General features: G+C 64.6%; 12 protein-coding genes. 4 read left to right on the top strand and 8 right to left on the bottom strand.

Translation table 11 applies throughout. The features are described 5' to 3' along the window. The first annotated feature begins 50 nt into the window (after window positions 1-50). Window positions 51-725 carry a TetR/AcrR family transcriptional regulator gene (locus BIGA_RS02180; protein WP_051917013.1) on the top strand — a complete coding sequence of 225 codons (675 nt, stop codon included), beginning with the start codon at window positions 51-53 and terminating at the stop codon, window positions 723-725. On the opposite strand, the gene BIGA_RS02175 is transcribed toward BIGA_RS02180, so the two are convergent. The 5 genes from BIGA_RS02175 to BIGA_RS02155 form a co-directional block, all read right to left on the bottom strand. Beyond that, complete coding sequence (locus BIGA_RS02175; protein ID WP_033506747.1) at window positions 716-1,861, bottom strand: glycoside hydrolase family 5 protein; 1,146 nt, start codon at window positions 1,859-1,861, stop codon at window positions 716-718. The two genes, BIGA_RS02180 and BIGA_RS02175, sit on opposite strands and share 10 nt — an antisense overlap. Before the next feature lie 434 nt (window positions 1,862-2,295). Continuing rightward, on the bottom strand, window positions 2,296-4,416 hold the full coding sequence (locus tag BIGA_RS02170) for a beta-galactosidase (RefSeq protein ID WP_033506745.1): 2,121 nt from the start codon (window positions 4,414-4,416) through the stop codon (window positions 2,296-2,298). Window positions 4,417-4,544: 128 nt separating this feature from the next. Beyond that, window positions 4,545-5,873: an MFS transporter gene (locus tag BIGA_RS02165; protein WP_033506823.1), complete on the bottom strand. Its 1,329-nt coding sequence runs from the start codon at window positions 5,871-5,873 to the stop codon at window positions 4,545-4,547. 328 nt (window positions 5,874-6,201) lie between these two features. After that, window positions 6,202-6,828: a TetR/AcrR family transcriptional regulator gene (locus BIGA_RS02160; RefSeq protein WP_033506743.1), complete on the bottom strand. Its 627-nt coding sequence runs from the start codon at window positions 6,826-6,828 to the stop codon at window positions 6,202-6,204. Window positions 6,829-7,047: 219 nt separating this feature from the next. Beyond that, the gene (locus tag BIGA_RS02155; RefSeq protein WP_051917012.1) at window positions 7,048-11,874 is read right to left on the bottom strand and encodes an acyl-CoA dehydratase activase-related protein; all 4,827 of its coding nucleotides are present in this window, start codon (window positions 11,872-11,874) and stop codon (window positions 7,048-7,050) included. A gap of 195 nt (window positions 11,875-12,069) precedes the next feature. On the opposite strand from BIGA_RS02155, the gene BIGA_RS02150 reads away from it, so the two are divergent. Further along, complete coding sequence (locus BIGA_RS02150; RefSeq protein ID WP_033506741.1) at window positions 12,070-12,942, top strand: D-hexose-6-phosphate mutarotase; 873 nt, start codon at window positions 12,070-12,072, stop codon at window positions 12,940-12,942. 59 nt (window positions 12,943-13,001) lie between these two features. Here the strand turns inward: BIGA_RS02150 and nrdG are convergent, their stop codons facing one another. Both nrdG and nrdD read right to left on the bottom strand, forming a co-directional pair. After that, on the bottom strand, window positions 13,002-13,727 hold the full coding sequence (nrdG, locus tag BIGA_RS02145; protein WP_081883110.1) for an anaerobic ribonucleoside-triphosphate reductase activating protein: 726 nt from the start codon (window positions 13,725-13,727) through the stop codon (window positions 13,002-13,004). 197 nt (window positions 13,728-13,924) lie between these two features. Further along, window positions 13,925-16,309: an anaerobic ribonucleoside-triphosphate reductase gene (nrdD, locus tag BIGA_RS02140; protein ID WP_033506739.1), complete on the bottom strand. Its 2,385-nt coding sequence runs from the start codon at window positions 16,307-16,309 to the stop codon at window positions 13,925-13,927. A gap of 303 nt (window positions 16,310-16,612) precedes the next feature. On the opposite strand from nrdD, the gene xseA reads away from it, so the two are divergent. Together xseA and BIGA_RS02130 are read left to right on the top strand one after the other, a co-directional pair. Next, window positions 16,613-17,917, top strand: a complete 1,305-nt coding sequence (gene xseA, locus BIGA_RS02135; RefSeq protein WP_033506737.1) for an exodeoxyribonuclease VII large subunit — start codon at window positions 16,613-16,615, stop codon at window positions 17,915-17,917. A gap of 61 nt (window positions 17,918-17,978) precedes the next feature. Continuing rightward, on the top strand, window positions 17,979-18,302 hold the full coding sequence (locus tag BIGA_RS02130; RefSeq protein WP_033506735.1) for an exodeoxyribonuclease VII small subunit: 324 nt from the start codon (window positions 17,979-17,981) through the stop codon (window positions 18,300-18,302). 213 nt (window positions 18,303-18,515) lie between these two features. Here the strand turns inward: BIGA_RS02130 and BIGA_RS02125 are convergent, their stop codons facing one another. Further along, window positions 18,516-19,556 (bottom strand): endonuclease/exonuclease/phosphatase family protein, encoded by a 1,041-nt coding sequence (locus BIGA_RS02125; RefSeq protein ID WP_081929335.1) that lies wholly within the window; start codon window positions 19,554-19,556, stop codon window positions 18,516-18,518. Window positions 19,557-19,741: the final 185 nt, after the last annotated feature.

Raw genomic sequence — 19,741 nt, 5'->3', positions numbered from 1 at the left:
ACGTAGTTAGTTACCGTTTGGTAATTAGTGATGCCATTATACTACGGACTATGACATCGACATCCCCGGAACAGGCACCGCCCGCCGTCGGACAAACCGAGCCATCGCGCGCCAAACGACTACGGAAAACCCCCGAAGAACGTCGCGGCGAAATCATCGAGGCAGCCGTCCGACTCATCGGAGAACGCGGATACAACGGCGTCTCCGTGCAGGACGTGGCCGACGCCGTCGGCATCTCCAAACAGGGCGTACTGCGCCACGTGGGCAGCAAGGATGGCATGATGTCGATGCTGTACCGCGAGGTCTACAATGCCTCAGCCACCCCCGACGACTTCCTGCGTTCCGGACTGCCCGGCTCCACTCCCGACGACCTGCGGTACCCCGCGTATCTGAGGTTTCTGGTCCGACACAATGCCACACGCCGCATGATGGTTCAGTTGTTCACCATGCTGGAGGCGGAATCCTTCAACCCCGGCCACCCGCTCTACGACGAGTTCCGCAACCGACGGGACGGTATCTGGCTCACCCATTCGCAATACCCGTGGCGCATCCCGCCCCAGATCGGCGGATGGAAACACATGCGCCCGACCGTACGCAAGGCGATGGAAGTGATGGACGGCATCCAGATTCGATGGCTGCGCGATCCGCCGATCGATCTGGTCGAGGAATGGGCGGAGTTCGAGCCACTGCTCTTCCCCTCCCCGATCTGGGATGACTACCGCTGAACCACGTTCAGCCAGCCGTTGCGCCACGCATCGGACAGGGACCACGGCTCGCGCCCCGGACGCGGGCCGGAACCGTCGCGCAGCCGGCGCAGCTGGTAGCTCCAGAAGATGTGTCCGGCGCCGGCGTCCCACGTCCGCCGCTGCATCGCGGCGAGGTCGCGGTAGATCCGGTCCTCGGCCGATTGCCGTTCCGACGGTTCGACGCGGCCCGCCGCACGCCCCGCCATCGCGTTCGCCAGGCTCCACTCCCCCACAACCACCGGCGTATGCCGCGCCGCACGGCGGATCCGCCGCTCGTTCCATCGGACATACGCGCGGTACGCCCACATCGTATGCACCGGACAGAACGCGTCGAGTCCGACCAAATAGATATGCGTGTCCAGCATCACGTTGCGCATCCCCTCGCGCTCGAACCAGTCGCCCCACACACCCAGCCGGAAGCCATCGTGGAACATGATGACGGTTTCCGGCCGCAGCACGCCGCGCAGTCGACGGTACGACTCCCGGTAGAACGCCTTGAGGAAGCGCATCGGCACATGCCCGCTGCCGCGTGCCTCCGCCGCGTCACGGGCGGCGCCGGTCGAGGACGCGGTGCGGTAGACCAGCCAGCTGACCGGCTCATTGAGCACCTCGATGCCGAACAACGCCGGATTGTCGCGATACCGCGCAGCCAGACGGGTCAGCACATCCAGCGCGAATCCGACGGCCTTCGGGCTGCGATGCCACCGGCATACGCCGGTCAGGCCGCCGTTGTCGTACCCGTTCTGCGAACCGGGCACGGTGTGCAGGTCGACGAGGACCTTCAACCCGGTGGCGTTGGCCCAGTCGAACGCGCGGTCGAGGAACTCGACGCAGCCGGGGTGCCCCGGCACGTCGCCGAAGATGAAGTACGGCACCGGGATGCGCACCAGGTTGCAGCCGTGCGCGGCGATGGCGCGAAAGTCATCGAGCGTGACGTAGGTTTCGCGGTGACGGCGCAGGAGACGGTCGAGTTCGTCCGGCGGCATGGTCCGGTGCATCCAGATCTCGTCGGCCTCGCTGCTGACGCGGAACAGCCCGGGCGTCATCCAGCGTTCCAGCACCAGCCAGTTGCCCAGATTCACCCCGCGGATCGGTTCGTCGAAGCCCAGCGCCACCCCATCACCTCCATCCCGTGCAACATTCCCTCCCATCATCGCACACCGGCGCTGCTTCGGAGCGGCCTCGATCTCACCAACCCCCTTACCCGGTACATATACGGACTCTGACACATTCGGCCCTTTCTCTCTCCCGGACAACCGCGGAATTCCGGGGTTTTCGGGAATGGTTCACAGTCACGATGTGTCAGAGTCCGGGAACACCCCCTGTGACCGTGATCTATCGCAATCGTAATCCATCTTTCAAAACCGCGGAGTTCCAGGGGTTTCGGGAATGGATCACGGTCACGATAGATCAGAGTCCGCAGTGTACGACCAGGGGGTACGGACTCTGATCTATTTCCACCGTTAACTTATTCTGAGAACCTTGGAATTCCGGGGTTTTCGGCAATAGATCACGGTCACGATAGATCAGAGTCCGGGAACTGGCCGAATTAACCGACGACGACGGCCAGGTTCCACGGGCCGACGGTCAGGTCGGCGCCGGCCTCGACCTTGTCGCCGGCCTTCGGGGCGCCGGCGAAGGTGACGGTCGGATCGACGGTGCCGTCGGTGGCGATCGTGACCGGGGCCACGACGACCTCGCCGGAGACCGGGCTGGCGAACGTGGCCGGTTCGGCCGAGTAGTTGAGCAGGTAGGTCACGCTCTCACCGGCCTCGTTGAAGCCCTGACGCACCGTGATGGTGCCGGCGAGCGGCAAGCCCGCGTACTCGATGCCGGCGTTGCCGACGGCCTCGCGCATGACGGCGCGGATCGCGTCGGGGGCCAGCAGCGTGCCGATCCATTCCGCAGTGCCCTTGCCGAAGGCGTGACGGGTGATGGCCGCGTAGTCCTTCCACGCGTAGTGGCCGTAGGAGGCGAGCACCTCGGTGCCCTCGTCGGCCTTGAGCAGCTCGATCAGCGAGAGCGCCTCGGTGTCGGGCGTGCCCTCAAGCGCGCCGGAGAAGACGACCGGCACGTTCTTCGGACGGGTGAACTGGTTGTAGCTCATGCCGAACACGTCGGTCAGGTTGTGCGGGGCACGGTCGTGCCAGACGGTCACCTCGTCGTCGGTGACGAACGAGCGCATCGTGGCCACCAGATGGCCGCCGTTGGCGACGAACTCGCGCAGGTTGTCGGTGGTCTCCTGCGGGGTGGCATACAGCGCCGGGGCCACGATCATCTCGTACTTGGCCAGGCGCTCGGCGGGGGCGTCGACCGGCACGAAATCGCATTCGACGTTGAGCTCGAACAGCGCGTCGTACACGTTGCGGACCACGTCGTTGTACTTCAGGCTCCCGCCGAACGGGAAGCCCGCCTCGATGAGGAACCAGTCGAGCGCCGACAGCGACTCGTTGGAGACCATGATGGCCACCTTGTTGCGCTTCTTCAGGTGGACCAGACGCTCCCCCACCTTCGGGTCGGCGATCTCGTGGCCGAACACGCCGGCCTCGCGGTAGGTCGGGTTCGGCTCCAGGTCGTGGCTCAACAGCCCCTTCCAGTAGGTTTCGAAGGAGTTGTGGATCGAGTGCCAGTGCCAGTATTCCACGCAGTCGGCGCCGGAGGCGAGATGCGAGTAGGCCTGCAGTCGCAGCTGGCCGGGGAACGGCAGCCAGCCGTGCTGGCCCTGGGCCTCGGTCTCAAGCACCAGGTAGTTCGCGCCGTCCTTGGTGGAGCGGGTCATGTCGCCGCCGAAGGCGATCTCCTTGCCGGTCAGGTCGTCCTCGGTCGGGTGGTAGATGTCCACACCGGTGATGTCCACGCCCTGCGCCGCCTTGAAATGGTCGACGGCCGGCTGCACGCCGAAGGAGTAGCCGCGCCACTCGAAGTCGAAGTTGTGGGTGATGAACTGGTCGGGCTTGGCGTACTCGCGCACGATGTCGGCCTGCCACTTGAGGAATTCGGCCACCTGCGCACGACGGAAGCGGTCGAACTCGCCGCGCAGCGACTGGTTGATCGAACCGGTCACATCCGGGAAGTCCTCCCAGGCGTTGATGCGGTTGGACCAGTAGTCCAGGCCGAAGCGGGCGTTGAGCTCGTCCAGGTCGTCGTTGAATTTCTCGCGCAGGTACTTGACGAACAGGGCCTGCATGTCCGGGGAGACCGAGTCGTAGTACTTGGTCTCGTTGTCGACCTGATAGCCGATGACGGCCGGATGGTCGGCCACGTGCGCGATGAGTCTGCGGATGATGCGCTCCGCGTAGAATCGGTACGTCGGGTTGACGATGTCCATGATCTGGCGGGCGCCGTACTTGCCCGGGCCGGCCGGGGTGACGGCCAGCACCTCGGGATGCATCCTCACCATCCAGGTGGGCACCGCGTAGGTCGGCGTGCCGACGATCACGTCGATGCCGGCGCGTTGGGCCGCGTCGAGGGCGCGGTCGATATGCGTGAAGTCGAAGACGCCCGGCTGGGGTTCCTCGGTGCTCCAGGTGGATTCCGCAATGCGGATCAGGTTGATGCCGGCCTCCTTCATCATCCGCATGTCCTCATCCACGCGGTCGAGGTTCTTGGGCATGTATTCGTCGTAGTACGCCGCTCCGAACAGGATGCGGTCGGTATGGGTTCGCGCCATGATGTTCTCCTTTGAAATATGATGCCGTATCCGTTGACGATAGTATCCGAAATATCCGATCCCGCCGCGGCCCGCCATGCACGGGGGCCGCGGACGTCGGAAGCCTCCCCGACAGGGGAGGCTTGGGATCACTTGACGTTCTTGATGAGCATGATGGACACGCAGCCGACCAGAGCGAAGCAGATCGCGATCGGGAACGCGAACACATAGCCCAGGGCGAGCACCACCGAGCTCATGATCACCGGGCCGAGCATCTGACCCAGCGTGGTGGCCAGGTTCAGGATGCCCAGGTCCTTGCCGGCCTCCTCCTTGTTCGGCAGCACATCCACCAGCAGCGCCTGGTCCACGGACGTGTACACGCCGTAGCCCAAGCCGGCGATCGCCGCGTACAGATACATGCCCATGCTCGTGGGCATGATCCACGGCATCGCAATGCCGATCGCGAAGCACACCGACGCCACCACAACCGGCACCTTACGCCGACCGATGAAATCGGAGAACGGACCGGCGGCCACGGAGCCGACCAGGCCCACCACCATCGTGATCGTGGACATCACCGAGATCGTGACCGCGGAGTCCTCGGTGGACTGGCCCACATAGTTCTGCACGATGTACAGCTGGTAGGCGGTGATCATCTGATAGCTCAGCAGCATGCACACACGACCCGCGAACGCCTTGTAGAAGTCGTGCGCGGTCGAGAAGCGCGGCGGGCGGAAGCTCATGACGATGTCCTTGACGCCGCTGTCGGCCTTGGGCAGGTAGTCGGCGGCCTCCTCCTTCGGGAAGATCAGCACAGCCACGAAACCACCCAGGAACATGAACACGCCGGCCACAGCGAAGCCCGGCACCATATTCGTGATGAACACCGCACCCAGCATCACGCCGATCGGCGCGCCGACCGTCGAGCCGGCGCCGTAGAACGCCGACATCGTGCCGCGGATGCCCGAAGGCACGCGGTCGGACAGGATCGCCACGCACGGGGCGATCATCGCGTTCAGACCGAACATGCACAGGCAGTACAGCACCGTCAGCAGGATCGGATTCGTCGTCATGCCGGTCAGGAACAGCGTGACGCCGCCCAGCACCGCGCCGAACACGATCCACGGGGTGCGCCGGCCGAACCGGGAGCGCGAACGGTCCGAGAAGTTGCCGAACATCAGATTCGACACCAAGGAGGCGACCGCGGTCCACGCGTTCACGATGCCCAGCAGCGCTTCGGGCTCGATCCCCTCGATCGACTTGTAGTGTTCCGGCAGCAGCACCGCATTGACGATCTGCAATCCGATGCACCACAGGAAACCGAATATAAAAAAGCCAACACCGAACCGCGTCAGGATCGACTTCGGCACCGGACGACCCGTCTCCGGGGAAAGCGACGGATCCTTCGAGGCGGCATCGACCGCGGCCTCATGCGCCGCCAGCCGCTCCTCCTTGCTCATAGCAACAGCCTCACTCATCATTGACCTTCCTCTGTCTACATTGACTTGTTGCACCTTCCGGTCGGCGGATAGCCTCATCGAACATATCTACCAACCATTCGGTAGATACGAGTATATGCGCATGACACAAGGGTTGTCAAGCGACTATCGAATATGTGTTAGACGGCGTTAAATGTTGATATTTCAATGGTTTATAACCATTGAAGCCATGTTTTTAGTTAAAATGTTTAGATGTGTTAGATAAAGTTAGATAAGAAAGGGTCTTCGCACTACCTCGCTTTTCAAAACGACAGGGGCGGAATTCCGCCATTGCGAATCCCGAACCCCGAAGTAGTGCGAACCCCACTCAGCGGTACCGGTCCCAGACCGGCGAGGGGAAGATCATCCGCTCGAACACCAGCCACTCGTCATACATGTCGATCGGCGGTTCGCGCAACCACCGCAGCTGGATGCCGTCCATCGCCTCGATGCACTGACGCACCACCGGCATCATGGTCTCGTCCCAGGCGCCGACCTCGGGCGGCAGGCTCCACGGGAACCGGCTGTAGTAGTCCCAGACCGACAGCGGGCGGTTGCGGAAATAGTCATAGAGCGGATGCTCGGGGTTGAACGCCTCGGACTCCAGCACCATATACAGCTGCACCATCATGCGACGGGCGGCGTTGTGGCGCACCAGAAACCGCAGATACGCGGGGAACAGCGGGGCTTCGGGATCGCTGCCCGGCAACCCCGAAGCCAGGAAGTCGTCCGGCGTGCCGGAGGCGTCATACACATCGGTGATCAGCAGCTGCAGCAACCCGTCCTTGTTGCCGATATAGTGCAGCAGACCAGGCTGACTCATGCCGACCTCGTCGGCCACGTCCTTCAACGAGATGCCGTTGAAACCCCGTTCGCTGATCAGTTTCGCCGCCGCTTGGGTGATCTCCCCCATCCGTTCCTCAGGCGTCTTGCGTATCCTCTTCTGCTTCACCATGCCGCCCAGTCTAGCGCACCGGGTCAATAAGCCCCGGAAGCACCTCTTTGCGGACCCTGACACATCTCGACTGTCACAAGCTTCTTGCGTATCCGCGGAATTCCGCGGATTTACCGAAATGGTTCACGGTCACGATGTATCAGAGTCCATAGGAAAAGACCCCGTGGGAGGGATTCCGTAGGGAGAGCCCTCCACAGGGAGAGCTCTCCATCAGAGGGCTCAGTCGGCGGTCTCCATGCCGTCGGTCCGGCCGCCCTTGACCGGGGCGTCCAGACCGGCCGCATGCGCCTTCTTGGCGGCTGAGATCATCAGCTTGATGCGGTTGAGCTGGTTCGCCTCGCTGGCACCCGGGTCGTAGTCGATCGACACGATGTTGGCTTGCGGGTACAGGCGGCGAATCTTGCCGAACATGCCACGGCCGGTCACGTGGTTGGGCAGGCAGGCGAACGGCTGCGCGCAGATCACGTTCGGGCAGCCCTGCTCGATCAGTTCGAGGATCTCGGCGGTCAGCAGCCATCCCTCACCGGCCTGCACGCCCACCGAGGTGACCTCGGCGGCCTTCTTGACCAGTTCGGGCATCGGCTCATCCTGCTGGAACTTGCCGCCGGCCAGATCGATCGCCGCACGCACCGGGTTGAGGTATCGGTCCAGTCCCCAGCGCATCGCCGCGTAGGCGAACTTGTTGCCGCCCTTGCCCAGATAGTGCTCGTTCCAGTCCGAGATGTACGGGCGGGTGGTCATGAACTCCATGATACCCGGCACCACGGCCTCGCAGTCCTGCGACTCGATGACGTCGACCACATGGTTGTTCGCATCCGGATGGTACTTGACCAGGATCTCGCCGACCACGCCGACGCGCACCTTGCGCGGGATGTCCTGCAACGGCAGCGCGTCGAAGGATTTCACGATCTCCTTGACCAGCGTCGGATACGGCAGGAAGCCCTTGCCGATCGTCTTCGCCGCGGTGGCGGATCGGCCGTGATGCTCGATCGTCTCGCGCACGATCGTGTCCCACTGCCGATACAGTGCATCCGCGCTGCCGGGTGTGGCCTCATACGGGCGCACACGGTACAGGCACTTCATCAGCAGGTCGCCGATGACCAGCGCCTTGATGGCGCGGTGCAGCAGCTGCGGGGTCGGCTGGAAGCCGGGGTTGTCCTCCAGGCCCTGCGTCGAGATCGCGATGACCGGGATCTGCGGATAGCCGGCGTCCACCAGCGCCTTGCGGATCAGGCCGAAGTAGTTGGTCGCACGGCACATGCCGCCGGTCTGGGTGATGGCCAGCGCCACCTTGTCCGGATCGTACTTACCTTCAAGGATCGCGTCGATGAGCTGGCCGATGACCATGATGGCCGGATAGCAGGCGTCGTTGTTCACGTACTTGAGGCCGACCTCGACGTCCTCATGGCTGGCATGTTCGAGCACATCGAACTTGTAGCCGGCCGAACGGATCACCGATTCGACGAGCGAGAAGTGGATCGGGCTCATCTGCGGGGCCACGATCGTGTAGTCCTTCTTCATGGACTTGCCGAACGGGATCTTGTTGGCGTACTTGGTCAGCGTGGCCGAGTTGTGCGCCCCCTTCTTGTCCTGCCCCGCTGCGGCGTTCCGCGAGGCGTCCCTGACCGCCTGGGTGAGCTTGGGGTTGCCGCGCATGACGGTGTCGAGCATGACCTGCCGGCCCGGGGTCGGCGCCTCGGATCCGGTCTTGCGGAATTCGCCGGTCTTCGGCCGCTGCGCCGCGGCCAGCGCCGCTTCGGCGGCGGCCAGCTGCGCTTTGGCGGATTCGACCGCATCCTGCGCGGCCTTCAGCTCGGCGTCGGATGCCGCGGACCGTCCGGCCTTCGGGGTCTCATCCGTGGCGGATTCGGCCGACCCGGCGGCTGCGGCGCGCGCGGCGTTGGATTCGCGCTCCTCGACCGCGGCCTTGAGGGAGCGCAGACGGATCTTGGCGGCGCCCAGGTTCGAGACCTCGTCGATCTTGAGCATGGTGTACACGTCGGCCTTGTCGGCCAGGATCTCCGCCACCTGGTCGGTGGTGATGGCGTCCAGGCCGCAGCCGAAGGAGTTGAGCTGCACGAGTTCGAGCCCCGGATAGGAGGCCACGAAGTTCGCCGCCGCGTACAGGCGGGAATGGTAGGCCCACTGGTTGGTCACGCGCAGCGGCATGCGGGTGGTGACCTTGCGGTCGTCCACGTGGCGGAAGCCGTTGGCGTTGCGCTTGCGCGGGTCCTCCTCGCCTTCGGACAGGTAGTCACTCAGGTGCAGCTTCTCGCCCGGCTGCAGCTCGCAGATCGAATCCTCGGAGAGCACCACCATGCCCAGCGAGCAGATCGTCTCGGGAATGCCGTGGTTGATCTCGGGGTCGATGTGGTACGGACGGCCAGCCAGCACGATGCCGCGGCAGTCGTGTTCCTTCATGTACGCCAGGGCGCGCAGGCCCTCCTGCTGCACGTCGTACTTGAAGACCTTGTCCTCGGCGTAGGCGGCCTTGACGGCCTCCTGCGCCTCCTCGCGGGTCACGTTCGCCCACGCGAACTCCTCCACGATGCGCTCGACCATCAGCTCGTGGTTGGCCAGGTTGAAGTACGGCCGCATGTAGCGGATGCCCTCTTCGCGCAGTTCGGGCATATTGGCGCCGATGACCACCGGATAGTTGGCCACCACCGGGCAGTTGTAGTGGTTGTCGGTGTTGTCGACCAGGTTCTCCTCGTAGCTCACGCACGGGTAGAAAATCGTCTTCACGCCCTTGCCGAGCAGCCACTTGATGTGGCCGTGCACCAGCTTGGCCGGGTAGCAGATGTTCTCGGAGGCGATCGACTCGATGCCCGTCTCGAACAGTTCATGGCTGGAACGCCCGGAGATCACGACCTTGAAGCCCAGCGAGGTGAGCAGCGTGAACCAGAACGGATAGTTCTCATACATGTTGAGCACACGCGGGATGCCGATCTCGCCGCGGGTGGCCTTCTTGTCGGTGAGCCTGCGGTAGGCGAAGCACCGCTTGTACTTGTAGTCGTACAGGTTCGGCCGGTCGGAACGCTGCTTCTTGGCGTCACCGCCGCGTTCGCAGCGGTTGCCGGTCACGTAGCGCGAGCCGTCGGCGAATGTGGTGATCGTCAGCTTGCAGTGGTTCTGGCACAGCTTGCACACGTCGCGCGTGCTGGTCATCGTCAGGTTGTCGAGTTCCTCGCCCTTGAGGATCGTGGACTCGGTGCCGTCCTCATAGTGCATGCGGGCGGTGAGCGCGGCGCCGTACGCGCCCATAAGCCCGGCAATGTTCGGGCGGGTGACCTCGCGCTCGGTGAGCAGCTCGAATGCGCGCAGCACGGCGTCGTTGAGGAACGTGCCGCCCTGCACGACCACCGTATCGCCCAGTTCGCCCGAGTCGCGCAGCTTGATGACCTTGTACAGCGCGTTGCGCACCACCGAATAGCACAGGCCCGCGGCGATGTCCTCGATCGAGGCACCTTCCTTCTGCGCCTGCTTGACCGAGGAGTTCATGAACACGGTGCAGCGCGAGCCCAGGTCCACCGGATGCGTGGAGTTCAGCGCGGCCTGCGTGAACTGCTCGATGGTCAGGCCCATCGACTGCGCGAAGGTCTGCAGGAACGAGCCGCAGCCGGAGGAGCAGGCCTCGTTGACGGCGATCGAGTCGATGACGCCGTCGGTGATGGCCAGGTACTTCATGTCCTGGCCGCCGATGTCGATGACGGCGGTGACGCCGGGGCTGACCATTTCGGCGCCGCGGTAGTGTGCCATCGTCTCGACCACGCCCTCGTCCAGGTGCAGGCCGGTGGTGATTAGGCCCTCGCCGTAGCCGGTGGCGCAGGAGCGTGCGATCCACGCACCCTCGGGCAGTTCGGACTGGATGCGCTTGACGATGTCGATGGCCGCGGTCAACGGGCTGCCGTCGTTCGTGGCGTAGCTGGACCAGACAATCTCACGGTCGTCGTTGACCAGCGTGGCCTTGATGGTGGTCGATCCGGCATCGATGCCCAGGAAATGCGGGCCGGACGCGTCCTCCAACGTGCCGATGTGCACGTGCTCACGGTGGTGCCGGGCGTTGAAGGACTCGCGGTCCGCTTCGGTCGGGAACAGCGGGGGCATCGTCGGGGTGTTGACCGGCAGGTGTTCGAGCTCGTCCAGACGCGCCAGGATGTCGGCGCAGGGGCGGGCCTCGAAGTGTTCGACGGAGTCGAGCTTCTCCGGCTGCCCGGCCAGCAGAGCCGCGCCGAACGCCACGTACAGATGGGCGTCGGTCGGCACGATGAATTCGTCGACCTTGCCTTCGAGCGCCCGATGGAACGCCTCGCGCAGCTCGGACATGAAGAACAGCGGGCCGCCCAGGAAGATGACGGTGCCGTGGATTGGACGGCCGGACGCCAGACCGGCGATGGTCTGGGTGGCGACGGCGGTGAAGATGGAGGCCGCCAGATCCGGCTTGGCGGCGCCGTCGTTGATCAGCGGCTGCAGGTCGGTTTTGGCGAACACGCCGCAGCGGGATGCGATCGGATACAGCGTGGTGTAGTGCTTGGCCATCTCGTTGAGGCCTTCGGCGTCGGTGTCCAGCAACGTGGACATCTGGTCGATGAACGCGCCGGTGCCGCCCGCGCAGGAGCCGTTCATACGCTGCTCCGGCGTCGGCTTGAGATAAGTAATCTTGGCGTCCTCGCCGCCGAGCTCGATGATGACGTCGGCCTGCGGGTATTCGGCGTCGATCGCCTCGGTCTCGGCGATGACCTCCTGGATGAACGGTACGTGCAGGCTGTCGGCGAGCGCCAGACCGCCGGAACCGGTGATGGCCAGCCGAACCGGCTCGTCACCGCGACCCTGCCCCACCAGTGTGGTGTGGATGTCCTCCAACAGTCCGGCCACGGTGGCGCGCACATTGGCGTGATGACGGCGATAGTCGGAGAACAGCACGCGTTCGAGCGAATCCTCCTGATCGAGCACCACGGCCTTCACCGTGGTCGAGCCGATGTCGAGTCCTACGCGCAGCGGCTTCATATCGCTCCTCTCGGCCGCGGTATTCGCGGTATCCACCATGTACACCTCGTTCGATTCAGCGCCGGGACGGTGTCTCCAGGAACACCGCATACGCCCGGTTACCCATATGTAATATAGTCGGGGACCGGCCCAAACCACGCCCCGAACGCCCATATTGTCGTTTGGCGAACGCATTCGGTGTTGTCCCGGCATCCCATCCGTCCCGTCGGCCGCGCGCCACCATATACTGGTGCCATGAACACTTTTCTGCTTCGTGACGTGGTCAATGCCGACTCCTCCGCCTCCATCAGCGACTATGGCGCCCATGTGCTGACATGGACCCCCGCCGGACAGCCCCCGGTAATCTGGCGCCCCGCCGCCGTCCAGCTGCGCGAGGGCACCGCCATCCGCGGCGGCGTGCCGATCATCTTCCCCTGGTTCAACACCGGCTGGGATGGCGGACGCCCCGTATCCAAACAGCCGAAGCACGGGTTCGGCCGCGTCTCGTTCTGGGCGTTCGACGAGACCGCCGTAACCGACAGACATGTCCGGTATACGCTGGATTCCACCGATTTCGGCGATGATCTGCTGGCACAGCTCAATTCAGGCGACCATCCCCGTTTCCACGCGACCTATGACGTCGAGATCGGCGAGCGGATCGCCATGACCCTGACCGTGACCAACGACGGCGACGAACCGCTCACCTACGAGGCGGCGCTGCACACCTACCTGCATGTGGGCGATGTGGAGCGGATCGCGGTGCACGGTCTGGAATCCTGCGATTATCTGGACAACACGCAGCCTGGTGTCCCCCACTGTTCCGCGACCGGCGAGCCGATCACGTTCGACGGCATGGTCGACCGGACGTATCTGCGCGGGGATGAAGCCGACACTCCCATCACCATCGAAGACCCGGTGCTGGGACGCACGATCGAGATCATCAATGCCGGCGCGCCGCAGGCGGTGGTCTGGAATCCGGGCCAGGCCGCCGGCGACGCGATGGGCGATCTGGCCGTCGGCGAATGGCGCGGCTTCGTTTGCGTGGAGGCGGTGGCCCGTCTCGACCGGAGCGTGACGCTCGCGCCGGGGCAGACGAATACGCTCTCACAGACGCTGTCGGTGCGCTGATCGACACCCTCCACCGTCTTCACTTGCTGAGTCATCCGGCGCCCCGATGGCTCAGCAAGTCAGGAGGCCTGCTGGCCCTCCCCTGCCTCGCGGTCCTTCAGGTAGATCTCGGGGATGTCGCGCTCTTGATCGTGCAGCTTGGCCCAGATCACCGGCGCCCCGGCGGCCAGCGACTTGGGGACGTCCAGGATGCGCTGGTTGGAGCTGCCTCGGAACTGCAGCAGGGAGTCCTTGAGCGTCCTGATGAACCGGCCATCGACCAGCACATCGATGAGTTCCAGCAGTTCGCGCTTATCCGGCGTCTCGCCGGGGCGCATGAGCTCCTCCCAGGTGTACCCGGTCCAGGACCAGATGTCCTTGGTGTGGCCGAACTCCCTGCGGATGCGGCGTGACAGCGGGATGAGCACCGGCGTGGCCAGCAACGGTTCGCCGCCGAGGAAGGTGATGCCCTGCACATAGTCGGGCTTGAGGTCCTCGATGATCCTGTCCTCCAGCGCCTGCGTGTACTCGTGGCCGGCCTGGAAGTCCCAGATCGAGGCGTTGAAGCAGTCCACGCAGTGGAACGGGCAGCCGGAGACGTACAGCGAGTTGCGCACACCTTCGCCGTCGGTGACGATGAAGGTCTTGTAGTCGGCGATCATGCGCTTGGACATGCGCCGGCCGTCCCACTGGCCCGCCTTCGGGTCGTTGGCCAGCCCACCGGAGGGCACGGAGGGGCCGCGGCCTGTCTCCCCCGCGGCGAAGTCGTGGCGGGTGGTTTCGGTGGTCCTGCGCAAGTCCGTCATGCCGTCTCCTTCATCGTTGATTGCCTGCCGCCTCGGTGCATCCGTATGCATCCGTAATGCTGCATCCGTGGTTTGGATGACGATTCGCGGGTAAGGCTGAGGGTGGTTCGCGACGGTCTGCCGCCACGAACCACCCTCCTGCCGCGTACGTCACCACGGCCGTTCCGTCATCGGGAATGATCGGGAATGCCGGATGCTTACTTGGTCTCCTCGAACCACTCGCGGGTCTCGCCGTCGGCGAGCGTGACGCGACCGGTTTCGCCGCTCATGTGCTTGACGCGGTGCGAGATCTCCTCGTGACGGCCGTGCACCATCGGACGCTGCACCGGGTTGCCCAGGTAGCCGCAGGTGCGCTTGGTCACGTTGCACTTGTCCGGGTCGGAGTTGCCGCACTCGGGGCACTTGAAGCCCTCGTCGGTGGGTTCGAAGTCGCCCTGGAACCCGCAGACGAAGCAGTGGTCGATCGGGGTGTTGGTGCCCAGGTAGCCGATGCCGATGTTATAGGCGTAATCCCACACGGCTTCGAGCGCCTTCGGGTTGTCCTGCAGGCACGGGTACTCGCAGTAGTTGATGAAGCCGCCGGAGGCGTAGTACGGGAAGTCCTTCTCGAAGGTGAGCTTCTCCATCGGGGTGGGCTGCAGCCACACCGGGTAGTGGAAGGAGTTGGTGTAGAAGTCGTGGTCGGTCACGCCCTCGATCTCGCCGTACTTCTCCCTATCCATGCGGTTGAAGCGGTCGGTCAGCGATTCGGCCGGCGTGGAATACACCGAATAGTGGTACCCCTCCGCGGTGCTCCACTGCTTGCACAGTTCGTTCATGCGCTTGACGATGGACAGGGCGAAGTCCTTGCCTTCCGGATCCCAGCCGTGGTCGCGCATCCAGTTCTTGCCGTAGAACACGGCGGTCGCCTCATACAGGCCGATGTAGCCCAGCGACACGGTGGCGCGTTCGTTCTTGAACAGCTGGTCCACGTTGTCGTTCGCGCCCAGACGCCCGAAGGCGCCGAAGCGGAACAGGGTGGGCGCGTTGACCGGTGTGGCCTGCTTGCAGCGCATGATGCGGAACTGCAGGGCCTGGTGCGCGATCTCCATGCGCTCGTTGAACAGCTTCCAGAAGCGGTCCTTGTCACCGTGGGACTCGATGGCGATGCGCGGCACATTGACCGTGACCACGCCCAGGTTCATGCGGCCGTCCTCCACGTCCTCGCCGGTTTCGGGATCGGTCCAGGCCTGCAGGAAGGAACGGCAGCCCATCGGGGCCTTGAAGCTGCCGGTGATCTTGACGATGTTCTCATAGAACACCACATCCGGATACATGCGCTTGGTGGCGGATTCCAGCGCCAGCTGCTTCAGGTCGTAGTTCGGGTCACCCGGGTCGGCGTTCACGCCGTGCTTGATCGTGAACACCAGCTTCGGGAAGATGGCGGTGTGGTGTTCCTTGCCCAGGCCGCGGATACGGTTGAGCAGGATGGCACGCTGGATTTCGCGGGAGAACCAGTCGGTGCCCAGACCGAAGCCGATGGTCACGAACGGGGTCTGGCCGTTGGAGACGCGGTTGGAGTTAATCTGGTACTCCATGGTCTGCATGGCGTCGTAGATGGCCTTGCGGGTGCGGATCTTGGCCAGGATCTCGCGCTCCTGCTCCAGCTCGTCGACGTCGGTGTGGAACGGGGTGTCCATCGGCAGCGGTTCGCGGTTGCCGAAGTGCAGCTTCTTGGGCTCGTTGGCCTTGGCACGCTCGACCTGCTCGCGGGCGAACTCCACCGGCATGCCGTCGGGGATGGTCTCGCGGGCCTCCTCCAGGAACTTCTCGTAATCCTTCTTGGCGTAGGCGGCCAGATGCTCGTCGGCGCGGTTGGCGGTCTGGCCGCCGTACTGGCTGGAAGCCACGTCCTTCATGATCTGGGTGATCTGGGTGGCGGCGATGGCGATGGACTTCGGGCTGGCCATCGGGGCGTTGCCCAGCGTGAAGCCGTTGGCCAGCATGTCCCAGAAGTTCGGCAGCGAGCAGTTGGACTGCGCGGTGAACGGCGAGTAATCGGCGTCGTGGAAGTGGATGTCGCCCTTCATATGCGCGTTCGATACCGCCGGCGGCAGCATGGTGAACGCGGCGGCCTTGGACACGGCGCCGGCCAGCAGATCGCGCTGGGTGGCGTAGACGTTGGAGTCCTTGTTCGCGTTCTCGTGAATCAGGGTCGGATCCTGATTGATGAAGCGGGACACGGCTTCGTTGACATCGGTGGCCTTGGCGCGCTCGATGTCGCGGTCCAGACGGTAGCTGGTGTAGGCGCGGGCCACGTCATACAGGTGGTTCTCGATCAGCCCGTGCTCGACGAGGTTCTGAATGTCCTCGATCTTGGCAGGACCGGCATAGCGCTGCTTGATCTCACCCTCGATCTGATCGGCGATGCCGCGGATCAGATCCTCCTGCTGCGGGCCCACCTGCTTGTTCAGATCGGTGAACGCGGCCTTGATGGCGTTGATGATGTTGGCCGCGTCGAAATCCACGATACGACCGTCACGCTTCTCCACCAACACGGTGGAGGTGGCGGTGCGCGTTGCTTCCATCATCCGGGTCTCCATGGTCGCTCACTCCTTTATGGCCTGCGCCGCAGGCAAATTACACGTATGAAGTTTTTTCAACTTACATGACTCTACGACAACCCCACCCCGATATCTAGTAGCGGCACGCCGCCTCAACACTAGATGTAGTGATTTTCGGCGTCATTCCACCAAAACGACAATTGTGTGATTTGGGTAACAGTTTGCGCCGAACAAGGCTCAGCCCGCACCATCATTGGAGACTCGCCGTACGGGCTCCGCGCGCCGCCGATTCACCGACCCGCACACGTCATCTTGTCCGTTCACCGGAGGAACCTTGTGTGCATGACTGTTGACTATGGATACGGTTCTGCGGCATCGCAGCCTGCGGATACGGGGACATCCGCCGGCCCACGGCCGCTGGATCAGCTGCCCCGCCTGGCGCGGGACACCACCGCGGAGAACCCCTGGCCGGTCAGCGTGCTGAGCCAGAAGTACCACAACGCCGTCGCCAAATGGCCCGAGGCCTGGGTGGAGGGGCAGATCGTGGAGATCAACATGCGCCGCTCCACCTCCGGGTACATCACGCTGCGAGACAATTTCGAGGAGGTCTCGCTGTCGGTGATGGGCTTCAGCCGCTTCGTGGCCAAGGCCCGCGACTTCCGTCAGGGCGACCGCGTGGTGGTGCACGGCAAGGCCGACGTGTGGGTCAAGGCCACGCGCCTGAGCTTTGTGGCCGACGACATCCGCCGCATCGGCGCCGGCGACCTCAAGGCCCAGATCGACGAGCTGCGCAAACGACTCAAGGGCGAAGGGCTGTTCGACGCGGAGAACAAGGTGCCGCTGCCGGAATTCCCCGCATGCATCGGGCTGGTATGCGCCCCGCAGGCGCGTGCCGAGGGCGATGTGATCACGAACGTCAACCTGCGCTGGCCAGCGGTGCGGTTCAAGGTGGTCCACGCGCATGTGCAGGGAGTGCAATGCCCGGCGGACGTCATCGCCGCGATCCAGCGGCTCGACGCCGATCCGGAGGTCGACGTGATCATCGTGGCCCGCGGCGGCGGCAGCTTCGAGGACCTCATCGGCTTCTCCGACGAGGGCGTGGTCCGCGCGACGGCCGCCTGCGTCACGCCGATCGTCTCCGCCGTGGGACACGAGGACGATTGGACACTGATCGACCTGGCCGCCGACCTGCGCGCATCCACCCCCACCGACGCGGCCAAACGCGTCGTGCCGGACGTGCATGAGCAGTGGCAGCTGATCGCCGGCGCGATCGGCCAGATGCGCATGCGAATCAGCGCCCGCGTGGACAACGAAACCCGCCTGATCGAGGGGTACGCCACCCGGCCGAGCCTGACCCAACCGCAGACCATGCTGGAACCGCACCAGCGATTCGTCGACGACGCCGTGGTGCGGATGCGGCACGGCCTGACACGCATCGTGGACGACGCCACGATGACCGTCGAGAAACTGCACGCCTCCCTGACGGCATTGAGCCCGCAATCCACGCTGAACCGCGGCTACGCGGTCGTCCAGACCGCCGACGGGCACGTACTGGACGACGCCGCGCATGCCGCCCCCGGCGACGCACTGACCATCACGCTGAAGCGCGGCACCGTCACGGCCGAAGCCACAGGCACGCAGTTGTGACCCCGACCGAACCGATCCGTTCATACACCCCGCATCATTCGCACAGGAAAGGAACCCACCGATGACCGACAAGACCACCACCGACGCAACCGACACCGAGACCACCGCCGCACCGGCCGTCGCATCCTCGCTGACCGACGCCGAACGCGAGGCCATCGCGCAGATGCCGTATGAGGAGGCGCGCGACAAGCTCATCCAGGCCGTGCAGGCGCTGGAGGCCGGCGGACTGAACCTGGACCAGTCGATGCGCCAGTGGGAGATCGGCGAGGCGCTCGCCCGCCGCGCGCAGACGCTCCTGGGCGAGGTGCGCGCCAAGCTCGACGCCGCCCAGGCCGAGCAGGCCGCCTCGGCGCAGACGGCCGGGACTCAGTCGAATCTCGACTGAGTCCCCTCGTGGCCTTAACGGCCACTCACTTCGCCTACGGGCAGTCCACCGGACTGCCCGCCACACGGCTCAGCCCAGTCGAATCTCGACTGAGTCCCCTCGTGGCCTTATCGCCCGTCCGTCACCGTTGTGGCCCGTTTCCATCGCCGGAAACGGGCCACAACTTTCATCGCCGCGCCGATGACATGCGCCGACGCAAACCAACGGCGTCAATCAGGAGACGGCCACGGTGGCCAGCAGGGCGGCGTGGTCGGAGCCGGGAATCTCCACCACCTCGCATTGGCCGGTGGTCATGCCCTGATCGACCACAATATGGTCGATGCCCGCGAAGCGCGGCAGCCATGCGCGGTCGGTCGGCCAGGTGAACGCGAACCCGTGGCCGGACTGCTGGACCGCGTCCCGGAATCGATCACCCAGGAAGTTGTGGAACGGGGTGTGGTCGGTCGTCGCGTTGAAATCGCCCATGAAGATGTACCGGGTGCCGGCGTCGGCGCGCAGCATCGCCAACTCGTCGAGCGACCGCCTCCACTGCTCCCAATACCCGGGCACCGGCGCCGTCGTATGCACGGATACGAAGCGGACGGGCACATCCCCCAAGGTCACGGTGCCGCCGGGCATGAACGAGGCACTCGAATGCACGTCGTCATCGGCGGGGTCGGCAAGCGCAGTCACCGACCACAGGCCGTTGCCATACACCCCATCAGACGAGGAGACCTGCGCATACGGCAGGTATGTGCCGATGCCGGCGTCATTCAGCGCGGCCACGAACTCGTCGGTCGTCTCCTGCAACGCCAGCACCTCAACGCGTTGGTCGCGTACCGCATCCACAATCGCCTGCGGATCGGCCTGCCCCTTGTACACATTCACCGTCATCACACGGGCATACCGGTCGGCCGTATTCGCCTGTCCGGCGGCCACCGCGGCGGTAGCCTCCGCCGGCAATTGGACCTGCGGCACAAAAAACGGATACTGCCACCAGACCTCCAGACCGATGCAGGCCACAGCCACCAACGCCACAATCCAACGGCGCGAAATCAGCGCGAACAGCAGCGCCAGCACCGCCGCGACGACGAACCACGGCGTCGCCGACACAATCACCGGCACATACGGCAACGCCTGCAACTGTTCGGGCAGCGCCCGCGCCACCACGCCGACCACCGCAACCAGCGCGCACAATCCCGACAGGATGCGCAGCACGGTATGGCGGCTGCGGCGCTTCGGCTTCGGGCGACGTGCGGATGCGGTATTGGGCATAATTCCTCCCCGTGAACGGTATCGACCACCGACTCTAACCGGCGCCGCTCCCCCAACACCATCATCCCCGCGAATCATTCCGGTTCCCTCACGTGCCCGAGGGCACCGTGGCGACGGCATCCGGCCACGACGTTCCCGGCACGGACGCAAGGCGGCCCGCTACCGTCCTGGGACGCACCGGGATT

This window comes from Bifidobacterium pullorum subsp. gallinarum (assembly GCF_000741215.1).
Lineage (GTDB): Bacteria > Actinomycetota > Actinomycetes > Actinomycetales > Bifidobacteriaceae > Bifidobacterium > Bifidobacterium pullorum_B.
This window is presented reverse-complemented; position numbering and strand designations above follow the sequence as displayed.

What these genes read in the sequence shown, in the direction of transcription:
- BIGA_RS02180 (WP_051917013.1), top strand. Translation starts at nt 51, where the DNA reads ATGACATCGACATCCCCGGAACAGGCACCGCCCGCCGTCGGACAAACC.
- BIGA_RS02170 (WP_033506745.1), bottom strand. Translation starts at nt 4,416, where the DNA reads ATGGCGCGAACCCATACCGACCGCATCCTGTTCGGAGCGGCGTACTAC.
- BIGA_RS02165 (WP_033506823.1), bottom strand. Translation starts at nt 5,873, where the DNA reads ATGAGTGAGGCTGTTGCTATGAGCAAGGAGGAGCGGCTGGCGGCGCAT.
- BIGA_RS02160 (WP_033506743.1), bottom strand. Translation starts at nt 6,828, where the DNA reads ATGGTGAAGCAGAAGAGGATACGCAAGACGCCTGAGGAACGGATGGGG.
- BIGA_RS02155 (WP_051917012.1), bottom strand. Translation starts at nt 11,874, where the DNA reads ATGGTGGATACCGCGAATACCGCGGCCGAGAGGAGCGATATGAAGCCG.
- BIGA_RS02150 (WP_033506741.1), top strand. Translation starts at nt 12,070, where the DNA reads ATGAACACTTTTCTGCTTCGTGACGTGGTCAATGCCGACTCCTCCGCC.
- nrdG (WP_081883110.1), bottom strand. Translation starts at nt 13,727, where the DNA reads ATGACGGACTTGCGCAGGACCACCGAAACCACCCGCCACGACTTCGCC.
- nrdD (WP_033506739.1), bottom strand. Translation starts at nt 16,309, where the DNA reads ATGGAGACCCGGATGATGGAAGCAACGCGCACCGCCACCTCCACCGTG.
- xseA (WP_033506737.1), top strand. Translation starts at nt 16,613, where the DNA reads ATGACTGTTGACTATGGATACGGTTCTGCGGCATCGCAGCCTGCGGAT.
- BIGA_RS02130 (WP_033506735.1), top strand. Translation starts at nt 17,979, where the DNA reads ATGACCGACAAGACCACCACCGACGCAACCGACACCGAGACCACCGCC.
- BIGA_RS02125 (WP_081929335.1), bottom strand. Translation starts at nt 19,556, where the DNA reads ATGCCCAATACCGCATCCGCACGTCGCCCGAAGCCGAAGCGCCGCAGC.